This window comes from Aurantiacibacter sp. KMU-128, from assembly GCF_056933515.1.
Window position 1 is genome coordinate 2,251,646 of the sequence record NZ_JBXORT010000001.1, and the last position, 13,869, is coordinate 2,265,514.

Here is a 13,869-nt window from a genome sequence, read left to right on the forward strand (position 1 = left end):
GGGGAGGTTTTGGGCAGTAGGCAGTAGGCAGTAGGCAGCAGTGCGAACCCAAGAGCCGTTCGTCCTGAGCCTGTCGAAGGACTGCTTTTCTTCTGGCTCGCGCCAGGTTCCAAAAGGAAGGACAGCCCTTCGACAAGCTCAGGGCAAGTGGGTTCAGCTAAATTCTACTGCCTAATGCCTGCTGCCTAATGCCTCACAACCTAAACCCGCCATCGCTTACCAGCGTTGCTCCGGTAATCCCCACCGCCTGATCGGAGAGCAGGAACAGGATCTGCCCGGCGATTTCCTCAGGCGTTGCAAAGCGCCCCATAGGGGTTGCCTGCGCCGCCATGGTCGCCAGTGCCCCGGCGCGATCGCCTTGGTGCTTCTCCACCAGATCCTCGAAGAACGGCGCGCCATCCCAGATTGCGGTGTCGACGCCGCCTGGTGCAATCGCGTTTACCCGCACGCCATGCGGCGCGGCTTCCTTGGCGGCGACTTTGGCGAGCTGGATCACTGCGGCCTTGGACGAAGCATAAGCGGCAATGGTCTTTTCCGGCTTTACGCCCGTCACCGAAGCGGTCAGCACGATCGCGCTGCCCTTTTCCGCCATGCGCATCGCGGTGCGCAGGGAGAGGAATGCGCCGTCGAGATTGACCGCCATGATCCTTCGCCAATTGTCGAACGTGTGGTGAATGACCGGCGCGGCATCGCCTGCAATCCCGGCATTGAGGACCGAAACGTGGATTTTCTCGCCGCTCGCCTCGATGGCATCCCACAGCGCCTCGTCCGCCACGCTGCCCGCATGGATCTGCGTCTCGCAGCCGAGCTCCATCGCTTCGAGCACATCGCCCTGCACATCGACGAGGATCAGCTTGGCGACCCCGCGCTCTGCCAAAGCCCGCGCGCAGGCCGCGCCGATGCCCGATGCGGCGCCGGTAACGAGAGCGGTCTTCCCGCTGAAATCCTTAGGCAATTGCTTTTCCTCCCTTGAACAGCGCGGTGACACGGCCCTGCACGGGCTGGCCATCGAACGGCGTATTGCCCGCCCGCGCTGCCATTTTTGCACTATCGACGATCCAGGGTGCATGCGCGTCGATGATCGCCAGATCGGCTTCTTTGCCCGCCGCCAATTCGCCTGCCTCGACCCCCAGCAACTTCGCCGGATTGCGGGCGAGGAGGTCAAAGACGCGCGGCAGATCGATCACGCCGTCGCGCTCCAGTGTCAGCGTCATCGGCAGCAGCGTTTCCGCGCCTGCCATGCCGGGAGCCGCATCGGCGAAGGGCAGGCGCTTGTCCTCCGGCCCGCGCGGATCGTGGCCGCTCGAAATGACATCAATGGTGCCATCACCAATCGCTGCGACCACCGCCTGCCGGTCGGCTTCGCAGCGCAAAGGCGGCGAAAGGCGGGCAAAGGTGCGGTAATCGCCCAAAGCGAGGTCGGAGAGCATGAAATGCGCTGGTGTCACGCCAGCGGTGACGTTGACGCCGCGCGATTTGGCGGCGCGAACAAGATCAAGTCCCGCAGCGGTGGTGACTTGCCGGAAATGCAGCCGCGCCCCGCTCATTTCGGCGAGCGCGATATCGCGGGCCAGCGCCAGTGCCTCGGCCTCGGCAGGCGCGCTGGGCAGGCCGAGCCGTGTCGCCATTTCGCCCGCCGTTGCCACAGCCTTGCCTGCCAGTGCAGCATCCTCGGCATGGGTGACGACCACCAGATCGAGCATCGCGGCATATTGCAGCAGCCGCAGCATGACGCCGCTATCGCTGATCCACTGGCGACCGGTGGCAACCGCCCTCGCACCCGCATCCTGCATCAGCGCCAGTTCGGCCAATTGTTCGCCCGCGAGCCCCGCCGTCGCGGCGGCGAGCGGATGCACCCACAGATCGGGCTTGCCGCTATAGGCCGCAAACCGGATGCGCGCCGGATGGTCGAGCGGCGGCGACTGGTCGGGCATTAGCGCCGCGCGGGTAATCCCGCCAAAGTGGAATGCCGGACTATCGACCGCAAACACGCCGAGATCGACAAGGCCGGGCGCGAGGAGCTTGCCCTTGGCATCGACGACATTGTCGCTGTCGGAGGGCGCAGTTTCACCGACAGCAGTGATCTGTCCGCGCTCGCAGCGCAGCGCGCCCTCGGTCACCCCATCAGGCGTGACGATGCGCGCATTGGTGATGGTCAGGTCAGGCGTACCGCTCACAGCCATTCGCCGTCTCCCCAACCTTCAACCCCACGCGCTTTTCGGGTGAGCACGTCGAGGCACGCCATGCGCATGGCGACGCCCATTTCCACCTGATCGGTGATGATCGAGCAGCCCGGCATTTCGGCCACATCGCTATCGATCTCGACCCCGCGATTCATCGGGCCGGGATGCATGACGATCGCATCATCTGCTGCCAACGCCAACCGCTCGCGCGTCAAGCCATAGAGGTGGTGATATTCGCGCGGGCTCGGAATGAACTGGCCGTCCATCCGTTCATTCTGCAAACGCAGCATCATCACCACATCCGCGCCCGCCAAAGCCTCGTCGAACCGATTATGCAGCGCGCAGCCCATGTTCTCGACGCCTTGCGGCATCAATGCAGGCGGTGCGCAAAGCCGCACGCTCGCCCCCATCGCCTGCAGGCACAGGATGTTCGAGCGCGCGACGCGGCTGTGCAGAATATCGCCGCAAATCGTCACGGTGAGGCCGGTGAAATCCTCCGCCTCGTGACCCCTCGCCCGCAGCGCATAGCGCAACGCCAGCGCATCGAGCAGCGCCTGTGTCGGGTGCTCGTGCTGGCCGTCACCGGCATTCAGAACAGGGCAATCGACCTTGTCCGCGATCAGCTGTGTCGCTCCGCTCGACCCGTGCCGGATCACAATCGCATCGGCGCGCATGGCATTGAGCGTCACCGCTGTATCGATCAGCGTTTCGCCTTTTTTTACAGAGGATTGCGCGGCGTGCATATTCACCACATCGGCGCCCAAGCGCTTGCCCGCGATCTCGAAACTCAGCAGCGTGCGCGTCGAATTTTCGAAGAAGGCATTGATGATGGTGAGGCCCGCGAGTGTCTCCGAATGCTTGGCCGCCTGCCGGTTGAAAGCGACATATTGCTCGGCCTCGGCCAGCAGATAGAGGATCTCGTGCCGCTCCAGATCGCCGATGGCGATCAGGTTGCGATGCGGAAAGGCGCGCCTGCCCGCGGGAAAGCGGGAGGATGCGGGAGAAGGCGTCGATGCTGTCATTAAAGCCAAGCCGTTAGTCGAGACAGGGGCGCTTCTCAAGCGGTTAGTGCTGGCGTTTGCGCCAAGCCGCCTTAAGTGTGGCAGAACTCTATCGGTAGACACGGAAATTCGCACATGGTTTTCGCACGCATGGTTTGGAAGCTGCTGGTTGGCGTCAAGGATGCGCTGGCCCTCATCTTCCTGCTGCTGTTCTTCTTTGCGCTGTTCGCGATTTTGAGCGCGCGGCCCAATCCCGGCCTTGTCCGCGATGGCGCGCTGCTGCTCGATCTGGATGGCGTGGTCGTGGAAGAGGTCGCGCCGGTCGATCCGATCGCGGCGATCCTCAGCCAGTCGGCGCCTGTGCGCGAATATGCCGTGCGGGATCTGGTGCGCGCCATCGACGCGGCTGCGGCAGACCCGCGCATCAAAGTCCTCGCGCTCGATCTCACCGCATTTCTCGGCGGCGGCTATGTGCATATGCAGGAGCTTTCGGACGCGGTGGAACGCTTCAAGGCCACCGACAAGCCCGTTTACACCTACGCCTTTGCCATGAGCGATGACGCGCTGATGTTGGCCGCGCATTCGGACGAAATCTGGCTCAACCCGCTGGGCGGCGCGGCCATCACCGGCCCGGGCGGCGAGCAGCTCTACTACGCCAACGCGCTGGAACGCTTTGATATCACTGCCAATGTCTATCGCGTCGGCACCTACAAGAGCGCGGTCGAGCCGTGGACCGAAAGCGCCATGTCCGAAGAAGCGCGCGAGAATATGTCGCAATTGCTCGCCACAATCTGGGGCGAATGGCGCGCCAATATCGCCGCCGCGCGGCCCGATGCCGATATCGATCTGGTGACCGGCGACGTCGCCGGATGGCTCGCCGCATCAAACAACGATCTGGCCCAAGCCTCGCTCGCAGCAGGCCTTGCAGACCGCATCGGCACCCGCGTCGAATGGGGCGAGCGCATTGCGGAGGTCGTAGGCGAAGACGAATGGACAAGCGAACCCGGCGGCTTTGCCGCGACAGAGTTCGATCCTTTCCTCGCCGATGTGGATGCCAATTTCGAATGGCTGGGCGGGGACCGAATTGGCGTCGTCACCATTGCCGGCGCTATCACCGATGGCGATGTCGGCCCCGGTTCTGCGGGCGCGGAGCGGATCGAGCGGATACTCGACGAAGCACTGGATGACGAGCTTGATGCACTGGTGGTTCGCGTGGATTCGCCCGGCGGATCGGTAACGGGCTCGGAAACCATCCGGCAGGCGATCCTGCGGCACAAGGATGCGGGCATTCCGATTGCTGTGTCGATGGGCAATTACGCGGCAAGCGGCGGTTATTGGGTTGCAACACCGGGCGACCGCATTTTTGCCGAGCCCGAAACGCTTACCGGCTCGATCGGCGTCTTTGCCGTGTTCCCCAGCTTCGAGAATGTTCTGGCTGAATATGGCGTGACAACTGACGGCGTGCGCACCACCGGCCTTTCGGGTCAGCCCGATCTGCTGGGCGGCCTCACTCCCGAAGTCGACGCGCTGCTGCAAAGCAATGTCGAAAACATCTATGCCCGCTTCCTCGGCATCGTATCCGAAAGTCGCTCGCTCACCCTCGCCCGGACCGACGAGCTTGCCCAAGGCCGCGTATGGGACGGCGGCGCGGCGCGGCAGCTTGGACTGGTCGACCAGTTCGGCGGACTTGACACCGCCATCGCCTGGGCCGCAGAGCAAGCCGAGCTCTCCGAAGGTAGCTATGATGTCGTCTATCTCGGCGAAGGCGCCGACCAGTATGGATCGCTGCTGTCCAACCTGCTCGCCGCAGAAACCCCTGAAAGCACAAGCGGCAGCCCCGACCTCGCAGCCATGTTCGCTCGCCGAGAGATGGCGCGGATCGCCAGCATTCTCGGCGATTTCGAAGCGCTGATGGGCCGCGAGGGCGTGCAGGCACATTGCCTCGAATGCAGCGTCTTGGGCGCACAGCCCGAAGCGCGGATGTCCGAGACACCGGAAGGCGGCTGGATGGGGCTCGTTGCCCGCTTTTTTGCCGACTGACGATCAACCAGCCTAGAGGCGCTTGCCTTCGCCGCGTCCCCGTGGCAAAGGCGCGCCCCTGCCGAGAATCGGCGGGCGCGTAGCTCAGTGGTAGAGCACACCCTTCACACGGGTGGGGTCGCAAGTTCAATCCTTGCCGCGCCCACCATCTTTTCAATAACTTAGAAGAGATGGCTCGGGTTTGCTTATACAATAAGAAGCGCGGTGTAGGCGCCTTTGGGCTAAAAGCGGGCTTTTTGACTTCGGTTTAGCAGCGCCCAACTTTGCTCAGACCCTAGTAGCTATCGATCCCTGCCAGATTGACAATGCCCGGAGCTCATTTGCAGCGCCAACCCACGCTTTTCGACCTCCGCGACACTTCAAGAATGCACACAGAATGGTCGTCGTCTGGCCGATAGACTACGCCGTCGGTCAGAGGATCTTCCCAGTCCGCGACTGACATTTCACCACCCGCTAGCCTGTGCCACAGACCAGGTTCTGGAAAGCGGTTCTGCGCGGTGTCGCGGCGCTGGCGGTCCCGCGCCAGACCTGCAACGAAGTCCTCCAGTTCGCAATCGCGCCCGGTCCAATCGACCCAGCCAGTGCGATTGTCCTGGCAGTAAGCGTTGTTGTTGCCCGCCTGGCTGCGCCCGAACTCGTCACCGGCAGTGAGCATGATCGTGCCGGTGGAGGCAAAAAGCGTGGCAAGCAAAGCGCGCTGGTAGTCTTTCCGGAGAGCGGCGATCTCCGGATCGCTGGTGGGCCCTTCCACGCCGCAGTTCCAAGAATAGTTTTCGCCATGGCCGTCGCGGTTGTTCTCGCCATTTGCATGGTTATGCCGCACGGCATAGGCAACGGTATCGGCCAGCGTAAAACCGTCATGCGCTGCAAGGAAATTGACACTGCGGCAATCGCTGCCGAACAGGTCGGTCGAACCGGCGATCCTAGTGGCCAGCGCTCCGATCCCGCCATCGCCGCGCCAGAACCGGCGCACATCGTCGCGAAAGCGATCATTCCATTCGAGCCAGCCGGGCGGGAATTGGCCAAGCTGGTATCCTCCCGGCCCGATATCCCAAGGCTCGGCTATCCATATGCGGTCGGCGAGCACGGGGTCAGCGGCCAGCTCGGCGAAGATCGGCGCATCCGGCGAGAAGCCCGGCCCGCGCGCCATCACCGTTGCCAGGTCGAACCGGAAGCCATCGATACCGCAGTGGCGCACGAAATGCCGCAGGCTTGCCAAGGTCATTGCGCGCACGGCGGGATTGGCGAAATCGAGCGTGTTCCCGCAGCCGGTATCATTGATCAGCGTGCCATCGGGCGCATGGGCATAGGCGGCATTGTCGAGCCCGCGCAGCGCGAGCACTCCGCCATGGCAATCGCTCTCGCCCGTGTGATTGAACACGAGATCGAGGATCACATCGATGCCGGCCTTGTGCAACGCGGCGACGGCCTTGCGCAGTTCCGCGACCCCGCCGGGGCACAGGCCGGGATCAAGCGCCATCGGCACCACCGGATTGTAGCCCCATGCATTGGCAAGGCCGAGCGGCGGCAGGTGTCGCTCGTCGATCCAGGCCGTAACCGGCATCAGCTCGACCGCGCTAACCCGTAGCTTACGCAAATGCGCCAACACCGCAGGGTGCGCCAGCGCCGCCACAGTACCGCGCTGCGGTTCGGGAATGTCCGGGTGGAGCATGGTGAAGCCGCGGACGTTGATTTCGTAAATCAGTCCGCCGCGCACAAAGCGCGGCTTGCGGTGTCGCGCGGTGGGCATTGCGCCGGGCACGACAGCGCGCGGCACCAGTGCTGCCGTATCTGCCCCATAGACGCCCAAGCTGGGGTGCTGGACGAAGCGCCGGTCAAGCTCGATAGCGTGCGGATCAACCAGCAACTTTGCGGGATCAAACCACAGCCCGCGCTCGGGTGCCCACTCACCCTCGGCGCGATAGCCATAAAGCTGGCCGGCAAGATTTCCGGAAAGTTGGGCCACCCAGTCATCACCCTCGCGCCACATCACAATGCGCGTTTCGGCCTCTCCATCAAACAGGCATAGCCAGACTGCCGATGCTAGAGGCGAACGGACGGCGAAATACGTTTTGTTTTTGCCCGCTCGCGCGCCGTATTTGCGCGTCACGTCACGACGTCTGGGCTGGTGCGACCGGTATGGCGCGCAATCCCGGCGATGTCCTCCGCCGCCGCGATCAGGCCGGTGAGCATTTCCGGCGTTTCGCGATCAAGATCACCGCCCGCGGGTTCGTAGCGTTCAAGATAGACCCGCAGCGTCGCGCCTTCGGTGCCGGTGCCGGAGAGGCGGAATACGACACGCGAACCGCCCGCAAACAACACACGGATGCCTTGGTTGGCGCTGGTGGAGCCGTCAACCGGATCGGTATAGGTAAAGCTGTCAGCTTCACTGACTGTCAAATCGCCGAAGCGCTTGCCCGGCAAACCCGGCAGCGATCCGATCAGCTCGCTCATTAAAGCATCAGCGCGCGCAGTTTCTATCGCTTCATAATCGTGGCGGGCGTAGTAATTGCGCCCGAACCTCGCCCAATGGTCGCGGGCAAGGGCATCAACGCTGATTTTCCGCACCGCCAAGATGTTGAGCCAAAGCAGTACGGCCCACAGCCCGTCCTTTTCGCGCACATGGTCGGATCCGGTTCCGGCGCTCTCCTCGCCGCAGATGGTCGCTTTGCCGCCATCGAGCAGCGTGCCGAAGAATTTCCATCCGGTCGGGGTCTCGAAACACGGCACGCCCAGCGCCTCTGCAACACGGTCTGCGGCGGCGCTCGTCGGCATGGAGCGGGCAATGCCCTTGAGCCCGCCCGCATAGCCCGGCGCAAGGTGGGCATTGGCGGCGAGCATCGCCAGCGAATCCGAAGGCGTCACAAAACGGTGCCTGCCAATAATCAAATTGCGGTCGCCATCACCGTCCGATGCTGCGCCAAAGTCCGGCGCATCGGGCGCCATCATCAGATCGTAAAGCGCCTTGGCATGGACCAGGTTGGGATCGGGATGATGGCCGCCAAAGTCCTCCATCGGCACACCATTTCGCACCGTTCCCGGCGCAAAGCCCAGCCGCCGCTCGAGGATTTCGGTCGCATAGGGGCCGGTCACCGCGCTCATGGCGTCGAAGGCCATGGTGAAGCCGCCTGCCACCGCCTGCCGGATCGCAGCGAAATCGAAGAGATCCTCCATCAACAAAGCATAGTCGGCAACCGGATCTATGACCTCGACCGCCATGCCGCCAACCTCGCAGCTGCCCAGCGTATCGAGATCAATGTCGGCTGCCTCGACAGCCATCCAGCGTTCGATGGTCTGCGTCCGGGCATAGATCGCCTCGGTCACCGCTTCGGGCGCGGGGCCGCCATTGGCGATGTTGTATTTGATCCCGAAATCTTCCTCTGGCCCGCCGGGATTGTGGCTGGCCGAGAGGATCAAGCCGCCGCTCGCGCCGTATTTGCGGATCACAAGGCTGGCCGCGGGAGTAGAAAGAATACCGCCTTGGCCAACCAGAACCTGGCCATAGCCATTGGCAGCGGCGATGCGGATTGCAATCTGGATCACGGTGCGGTTGTGAAAACGCCCGTCGCCGCCGATTACCAGCGTTGAACCAACCGGAGCCCCGACTGCATCGAAGGTCGCCTGAATGAAGTTCTCGGCATAGTTGGGCTGCTGGAACACGCGGACTTTCTTGCGCAGGCCCGAAGTGCCCGGCTTTTGCCCGGCAAAGGGTGTCGTCGGATGGATTGTTGCCGTCATTGTGCACTCACCAGTTCGCGATAAAGATCGGCATAGGCGCTGCCGCTGCTTTTCCATGAGAAATCAGCCTTCATGGCATTGCGCTGGATCGCCCGCCACACGTCTGGCTGGTGATAGAGCGCCACAGTCCGACTGACCGCTGCTGCAAGCGTGGAATAGTCGACGCCGGAGAACTGCACTCCGGTCGCCGCGCCCGCCGCAATTGCGGCAAGGTTGGCATCGATCACAGTGTCGGCCAGCCCGCCCGTCCGCGCCACCACCGGCACGCAGCCATAGGCAAGGCCATACAGTTGCGTCAGCCCGCAAGGTTCGAACCGGCTCGGCACGAGGATCGCATCGCCGCCGCCCTGCATACGGTGGGACAGGCCTTCGTCATAACCGATGCGTACGCCGATCCGCCCGGGGTGGCGCGCTGCGGCAGCGGCAAATTCGGCCTCCATCGCGCGGTCTCCCGATCCCAGCAGCGCCAGCCTGCCGCCGATCCCGACCAGATGGTCAAGCACTTCGAGCAGTACGTCCATGCCCTTTTGCCAGGTCAGGCGGCTGACGACGATGAACAGCGGGCCATCACCCGGCTCAAGCCCGAACTCATCTTCAATTGCGCGCTTGTTGGCGGCACGTTTGCCAAGCGAACGCGCGGTATAGTTGGCAGGGAGCTGCACGTCTTGCGCCGGGTTCCACTCGGCGTGGTCGATGCCGTTGACGATCCCGCGCACCCGGTCACCACGGCTCGCCACAAGCCCTTCCAATCCCATGCCGAATTCGCTGCTCCGGATTTCGCGGGCGTAGGTCGGGCTAACCGTGGTGATCACGCTCGCCGCCTCCATCCCTGCTTTCAGAAAGCTGACGCCCTTGTGATATTCGACCCCGTCGATCGCCCAAGCCCGTTTGGGCAGGCCCATATGCCTGAACACCTCGCGCGGATAATAGCCCTGAAACGCCATGTTATGCACGGTCATCACCGAAGGCACCGGCTTACTGCCCGCAACAGGCGCGAAACGCAGATAGGCTGGCGCCATCCCGGCCTGCCAATCATGTGCGTGGAGCAGATCGAACTTTGGCAGCTTGACCATCCCGCCGGCAAGGTCCGCCGCGGCCCGGCCCAGCGCGGCAAAGCGGCGCCAGTTGTCGTCCCAGTCCTTGCCAGCCGGATCGCCATAAAGGCCCCCATCGCGGGAAAAGAACCCCGGCGCGTCGAGCACGATCATCGGATGCTCGCCGAGCTTTGCGGAAAGCAGCCGCGCCCGTTCGCCCAGCAGATCTTCATAAGCGTGCAACACCTTGCCGCGTTTGACCGCCCGCATCACCGCCGGATAGCCTGGCAGCAGCGTCGTCAATCGCACCCCGTGCGGTGCAAGCGCAGCGGGCAGCGCGCCTGCGACATCGGCAAGCCCGCCGGTTTTCACCAATGGCACCGCTTCGGAAGCGACCGATAGGACGTTCAGCGGCATTGTCAGGCCTTGAGCTTCTCGATCATGGCACGGGTGATCAGGCAGACGCCGTTCTCGCTGCGGCGGAAGCGCTTGGCATCGAGTTCCGGATCTTCCCCGACCACCATACCTTCGGGAATGCGAACGCCCGAATCGAGAATGACCCTGTTGAGGCGCGCGCCGCGGCCAATATTGCAGTGCGGCAGGATCACGGCCTCATTGACGCTGGAAAAGCTGCCCATCTTGACGCCGGTGAACAACAGGCTGCGCTGCGCCACCGCGCCCGAGACGATACAATCCTGGCTGATCAGCGAGGATATCGCGTGCCCTCTGCGGCCTTCCTCGTCATGGACGAACTTGGCCGGAGCTGCCACGATCTGGTCAGTCCAGATCGGCCAATCCCGATCATACAGATTGAGTTTGGGGACAGTGTCGGTCAGGTCAAGATTGGCATCGAAATAGGCGTCAAGCGTTCCAACATCGCGCCAATATTCCTCGATCTCTTCGGCTGCGCGGATGCAACTGTCGGTGAAGCGGTGGGCCACCGCCTTGCCGTGCTTCACGATGTAGGGGATGATGTCACCGCCGAAATCGCGTTTTGACCCCGGTGTTGCCGCATCCCGGCGCAACTGTTCGAACAGGAATGCGGTCTCGAAAACATAGATCCCCATCGACGCAAGCGCATGGTCGGGATCGCCGGGGATGCCGGGCGGGTCGGCAGGCTTTTCGACAAACTCGGTGATAGTACCCTTCGCATCGACCGCCATCACGCCAAAGCCGGTCGCTTCTTCGCGCGGCACGACAAGGCAGCCCACCGTCACATCCGCACCCGAATTGACGTGCTGTTGCAACATCAGCTCGTAATCCATCTTGTAGATGTGATCGCCCGCCAGAATGACCATGTATTTGGGCATATGCGACTGGATGATGTCGATGTTCTGGTACACCGCGTCCGCCGTGCCTTCATACCACAGCTGCTCCGAAATGCGCTGCGAGGCGGGCAGGATGTCGAAGCTTTCATTGCGTTCGGGGCGCATGAAGTTCCAGGCGCGGTTCATGTGCCGGATCAGCGAGTGCGCCTTGTATTGGGTGGCGACGCCGATGCGACGAATGCCCGAATTGATCGCATTCGACAGGGCGAAGTCGATAATCCGCGACATGCCGCCGAAATAGACGGCCGGTTTGGCCCGGCGGTCCGTCAATTCGAGCAGACGGCTTCCGCGCCCGCCTGCCAGAACATAGGCCATGGCATCACGCGCCAGCGGCGATTGTCGTATTTCGACCATGCTTTTTCTCTCCCGGTTCACGCCTTTTGGCGTTTGTTATCCTGCAAATTCGAACATCACCGTTGCGAGCGGCGGCAGCACGATTTGCGCTGCGCCGTCTTGTGCCTCAATCGCGCCAAGGTTCCCTTGGCCGCTGCCGCCATAAATCTCCGCATCGCTGTTGAGCACCTCCCGCCACGTCCCGTCGCAGGGCAATGGCAGCCGGTAGTGGCTGTGGAGCGCCGGCGTCATATTGCTGACGACCGCGATCGGCGACGCGCCGGGTGCCTTGCGCAGCCATGCGAAGACCGAGGCGGCTGCATCATTCACCACCAGCCATTCGAAGCCCTCTGGCTCGCAATCGCGGGCATGGAGCGCCGGCTTTTCGCGGTAGAGGTGATTGAGATCCTGCACCAACCGGCTGACACCCGCGTGTGCGGGACTATCCAGCAGTTCCCAATCGAGCGCGCGTTCTTCGCTCCATTCGCGGCGCTGGGCAAATTCCTGCCCCATGAAGAGCAGCTTCTTGCCGGGATAGCCCCACATCAGCCCATAGTACGCACGCAGATTGGCGAATTTCTGCCAGTCGTCCCCGCTCATCTTGCTGAGCAGCGAGCCCTTGCCATGGACGACCTCGTCGTGGCTCAGCGGCAGGACGAAATTCTCGCTGAAGGCATAAACCAGCCCGAACGTGATTTCGTCGTGATGGTATTTCCGGTGCACCGGATCACGCGCCATATATTGCAGCGTGTCGTGCATGAAACCCATGTTCCATTTGAAACCGAAACCAAGGCCGTCTTCATGCACTGGCTTGGAAACTCCGGGCCACGAGGTCGATTCCTCGGCAATCGTCACGATCCCGGCATGGCTGCCATACAGCGCGGTGTTCATCTGCCGCAGGAAAGCCACCGCTTCCCAGTTTTCACGGCCGCCCTCTGCGTTGGGAATCCATTCGCCGTCCTTGCGGCTGTAATCGCGGTAAAGCATCGAAGCGACGGCATCGACCCGCAGTCCATCGACATGGTAGTGCTCGGCCCAGAACAGCGCGTTGTTGACGAGGAAGCTGGCCACTTCCCGCCGACCGAAATTGTAGACCGCCGTGTTCCAATCGGGATGGAAGCCAAGCCGGGGGTCCGCGTGCTCATAGAGCGCAGTGCCATCGAACATGGCGAGGCCGTGTTCGTCGACGGGGAAGTGCGCCGGAACCCAGTCGATCAGCACCGAAATGCCCGCGCGGTGCGCACCGTCGATGAACCGCGCGAACCCATCAGGCCCGCCAAACCGCGCTGATGGAGCGTAAAGGCCGGTGGTCTGATAGCCCCAGCTCGGATCGTAGGGATGCTCGCTGACCGGGAGGAACTCGATATGGGTAAAGCCCATTTTCGCCGCGTAGGGGATCAGGGTCTCGGCCATGGTGTCCCACGTCTGGAACCACCCGTTTTCGTCGCGCTGCCACGATCCGGGGTGAACCTCGTAGATGGACATCGGCTCGCGGCGGGCGTCGGCACTGGCCCAATGGGCACGGTGCGCGGCATCGCCCCAATCGGGCTTGGCCGGCTGCGCAGTCACCGATGCTGTTGCCGGACGCAGTTCGGCGGCAAAGGCATAGGGATCGGCCTTGAGCGGCAGCACCGTGCCATCAGCGGCGACAATCCTGAATTTGTAGGCGCGCCCGGCACCGATATCGGGGATGAAAATCTCCCACACGCCGATATCGCCGCGCAGGCGCATCGGATGGCGGCGAGAGTCCCAATCGTTGAAATCGCCAACCAGACTGACGAGTCTGGCATTGGGCGCCCAGACAGCGAAATGGACACCGTGTGCGCCCTGATGCTCGATCAGATGCGCGCCAAGCTTGTCAAACAGCCGCAGATGCGTGCCTTCCGCGATCAGAAAATCGTCGGTCGGGCCCAGCACCGGGCCGAAGCTGTAGGCATCGGTCACCCACCATTCGTGCGTGCCTGCGGTGCAGCGGTATTTGACCGGTTGGCGGGGGCCCTTCACCTTGCCTTCGAACAGGCCGCGATCATCGCTGCGCCTCAGCTTGCCAAGCTTCTTGCCCGAAAGATCATGCGCCTCGGCGGTTTCGGCCCCCGGCAGAACCGCTCGGGCAAATGAACCTTCCGGCCCTTCGTGAACGCCAAGCAGCGAAAAGGGGTCGGCGTGGGTCCCTTCCAGCAACGCAGCAATAGCCTCTCCCGATGGCTTCATG

General features: G+C 62.9%; 9 protein-coding genes and 1 tRNA gene. 2 read left to right on the forward strand and 8 right to left on the reverse strand.

Annotated elements, in window-relative coordinates; translation table 11 throughout:
- Positions 1 to 193 precede the first annotated feature (193 nt).
- From ACS0VV_RS11045 to ACS0VV_RS11055, 3 genes are read right to left on the reverse strand one after another with little or no spacing between them, the layout of a single operon-like run.
- The gene (locus tag ACS0VV_RS11045; protein ID WP_483532756.1) at positions 194 to 955 is read right to left on the reverse strand and encodes an SDR family NAD(P)-dependent oxidoreductase; all 762 of its coding nucleotides are present in this window, start codon (positions 953 to 955) and stop codon (positions 194 to 196) included.
- A complete protein-coding gene (locus ACS0VV_RS11050; protein WP_483532757.1) occupies positions 948 to 2,183 on the reverse strand; it encodes a dihydroorotase in 1,236 nt (411 codons plus the stop codon). The genes ACS0VV_RS11045 and ACS0VV_RS11050 overlap by 8 nt, the downstream gene beginning before the upstream one ends.
- A complete protein-coding gene (locus tag ACS0VV_RS11055) occupies positions 2,174 to 3,205 on the reverse strand; it encodes an aspartate carbamoyltransferase catalytic subunit (protein WP_483532758.1) in 1,032 nt (343 codons plus the stop codon). Before ACS0VV_RS11055 ends, ACS0VV_RS11050 begins: the two co-directional genes overlap by 10 nt.
- Positions 3,206 to 3,319: 114 nt before the next feature.
- On the opposite strand from ACS0VV_RS11055, the gene sppA reads away from it, so the two are divergent.
- Together sppA and ACS0VV_RS11065 are read left to right on the forward strand one after the other, a co-directional pair.
- On the forward strand, positions 3,320 to 5,224 hold the full coding sequence (gene sppA / locus ACS0VV_RS11060) for a signal peptide peptidase SppA (RefSeq protein ID WP_483532759.1): 1,905 nt from the start codon (positions 3,320 to 3,322) through the stop codon (positions 5,222 to 5,224).
- A 73-nt stretch (positions 5,225 to 5,297) separates the two neighbouring features.
- Positions 5,298 to 5,372: transfer RNA gene (locus ACS0VV_RS11065), tRNA-Val, on the forward strand.
- A 168-nt stretch (positions 5,373 to 5,540) separates the two neighbouring features.
- On the opposite strand, the gene glgX is transcribed toward ACS0VV_RS11065, so the two are convergent.
- From glgX to glgB, 5 genes are read right to left on the reverse strand one after another with little or no spacing between them, the layout of a single operon-like run.
- On the reverse strand, positions 5,541 to 7,334 hold the full coding sequence (glgX, locus tag ACS0VV_RS11070; RefSeq protein ID WP_483532760.1) for a glycogen debranching protein GlgX: 1,794 nt from the start codon (positions 7,332 to 7,334) through the stop codon (positions 5,541 to 5,543).
- Positions 7,331 to 8,962: an alpha-D-glucose phosphate-specific phosphoglucomutase gene (locus ACS0VV_RS11075; protein WP_483532761.1), complete on the reverse strand. Its 1,632-nt coding sequence runs from the start codon at positions 8,960 to 8,962 to the stop codon at positions 7,331 to 7,333. The genes glgX and ACS0VV_RS11075 overlap by 4 nt, the downstream gene beginning before the upstream one ends.
- A complete protein-coding gene (gene glgA, locus ACS0VV_RS11080) occupies positions 8,959 to 10,413 on the reverse strand; it encodes a glycogen synthase GlgA (RefSeq protein WP_483532762.1) in 1,455 nt (484 codons plus the stop codon). The genes ACS0VV_RS11075 and glgA overlap by 4 nt, the downstream gene beginning before the upstream one ends.
- Before the next feature lie 2 nt (positions 10,414 to 10,415).
- On the reverse strand, positions 10,416 to 11,678 hold the full coding sequence (glgC, locus tag ACS0VV_RS11085; RefSeq protein WP_483532763.1) for a glucose-1-phosphate adenylyltransferase: 1,263 nt from the start codon (positions 11,676 to 11,678) through the stop codon (positions 10,416 to 10,418).
- 36 nt (positions 11,679 to 11,714) lie between these two features.
- Positions 11,715 to 13,868 carry a 1,4-alpha-glucan branching protein GlgB gene (gene glgB / locus ACS0VV_RS11090; protein ID WP_483532764.1) on the reverse strand — a complete coding sequence of 718 codons (2,154 nt, stop codon included), beginning with the start codon at positions 13,866 to 13,868 and terminating at the stop codon, positions 11,715 to 11,717.
- Position 13,869 lies beyond the last annotated feature (1 nt).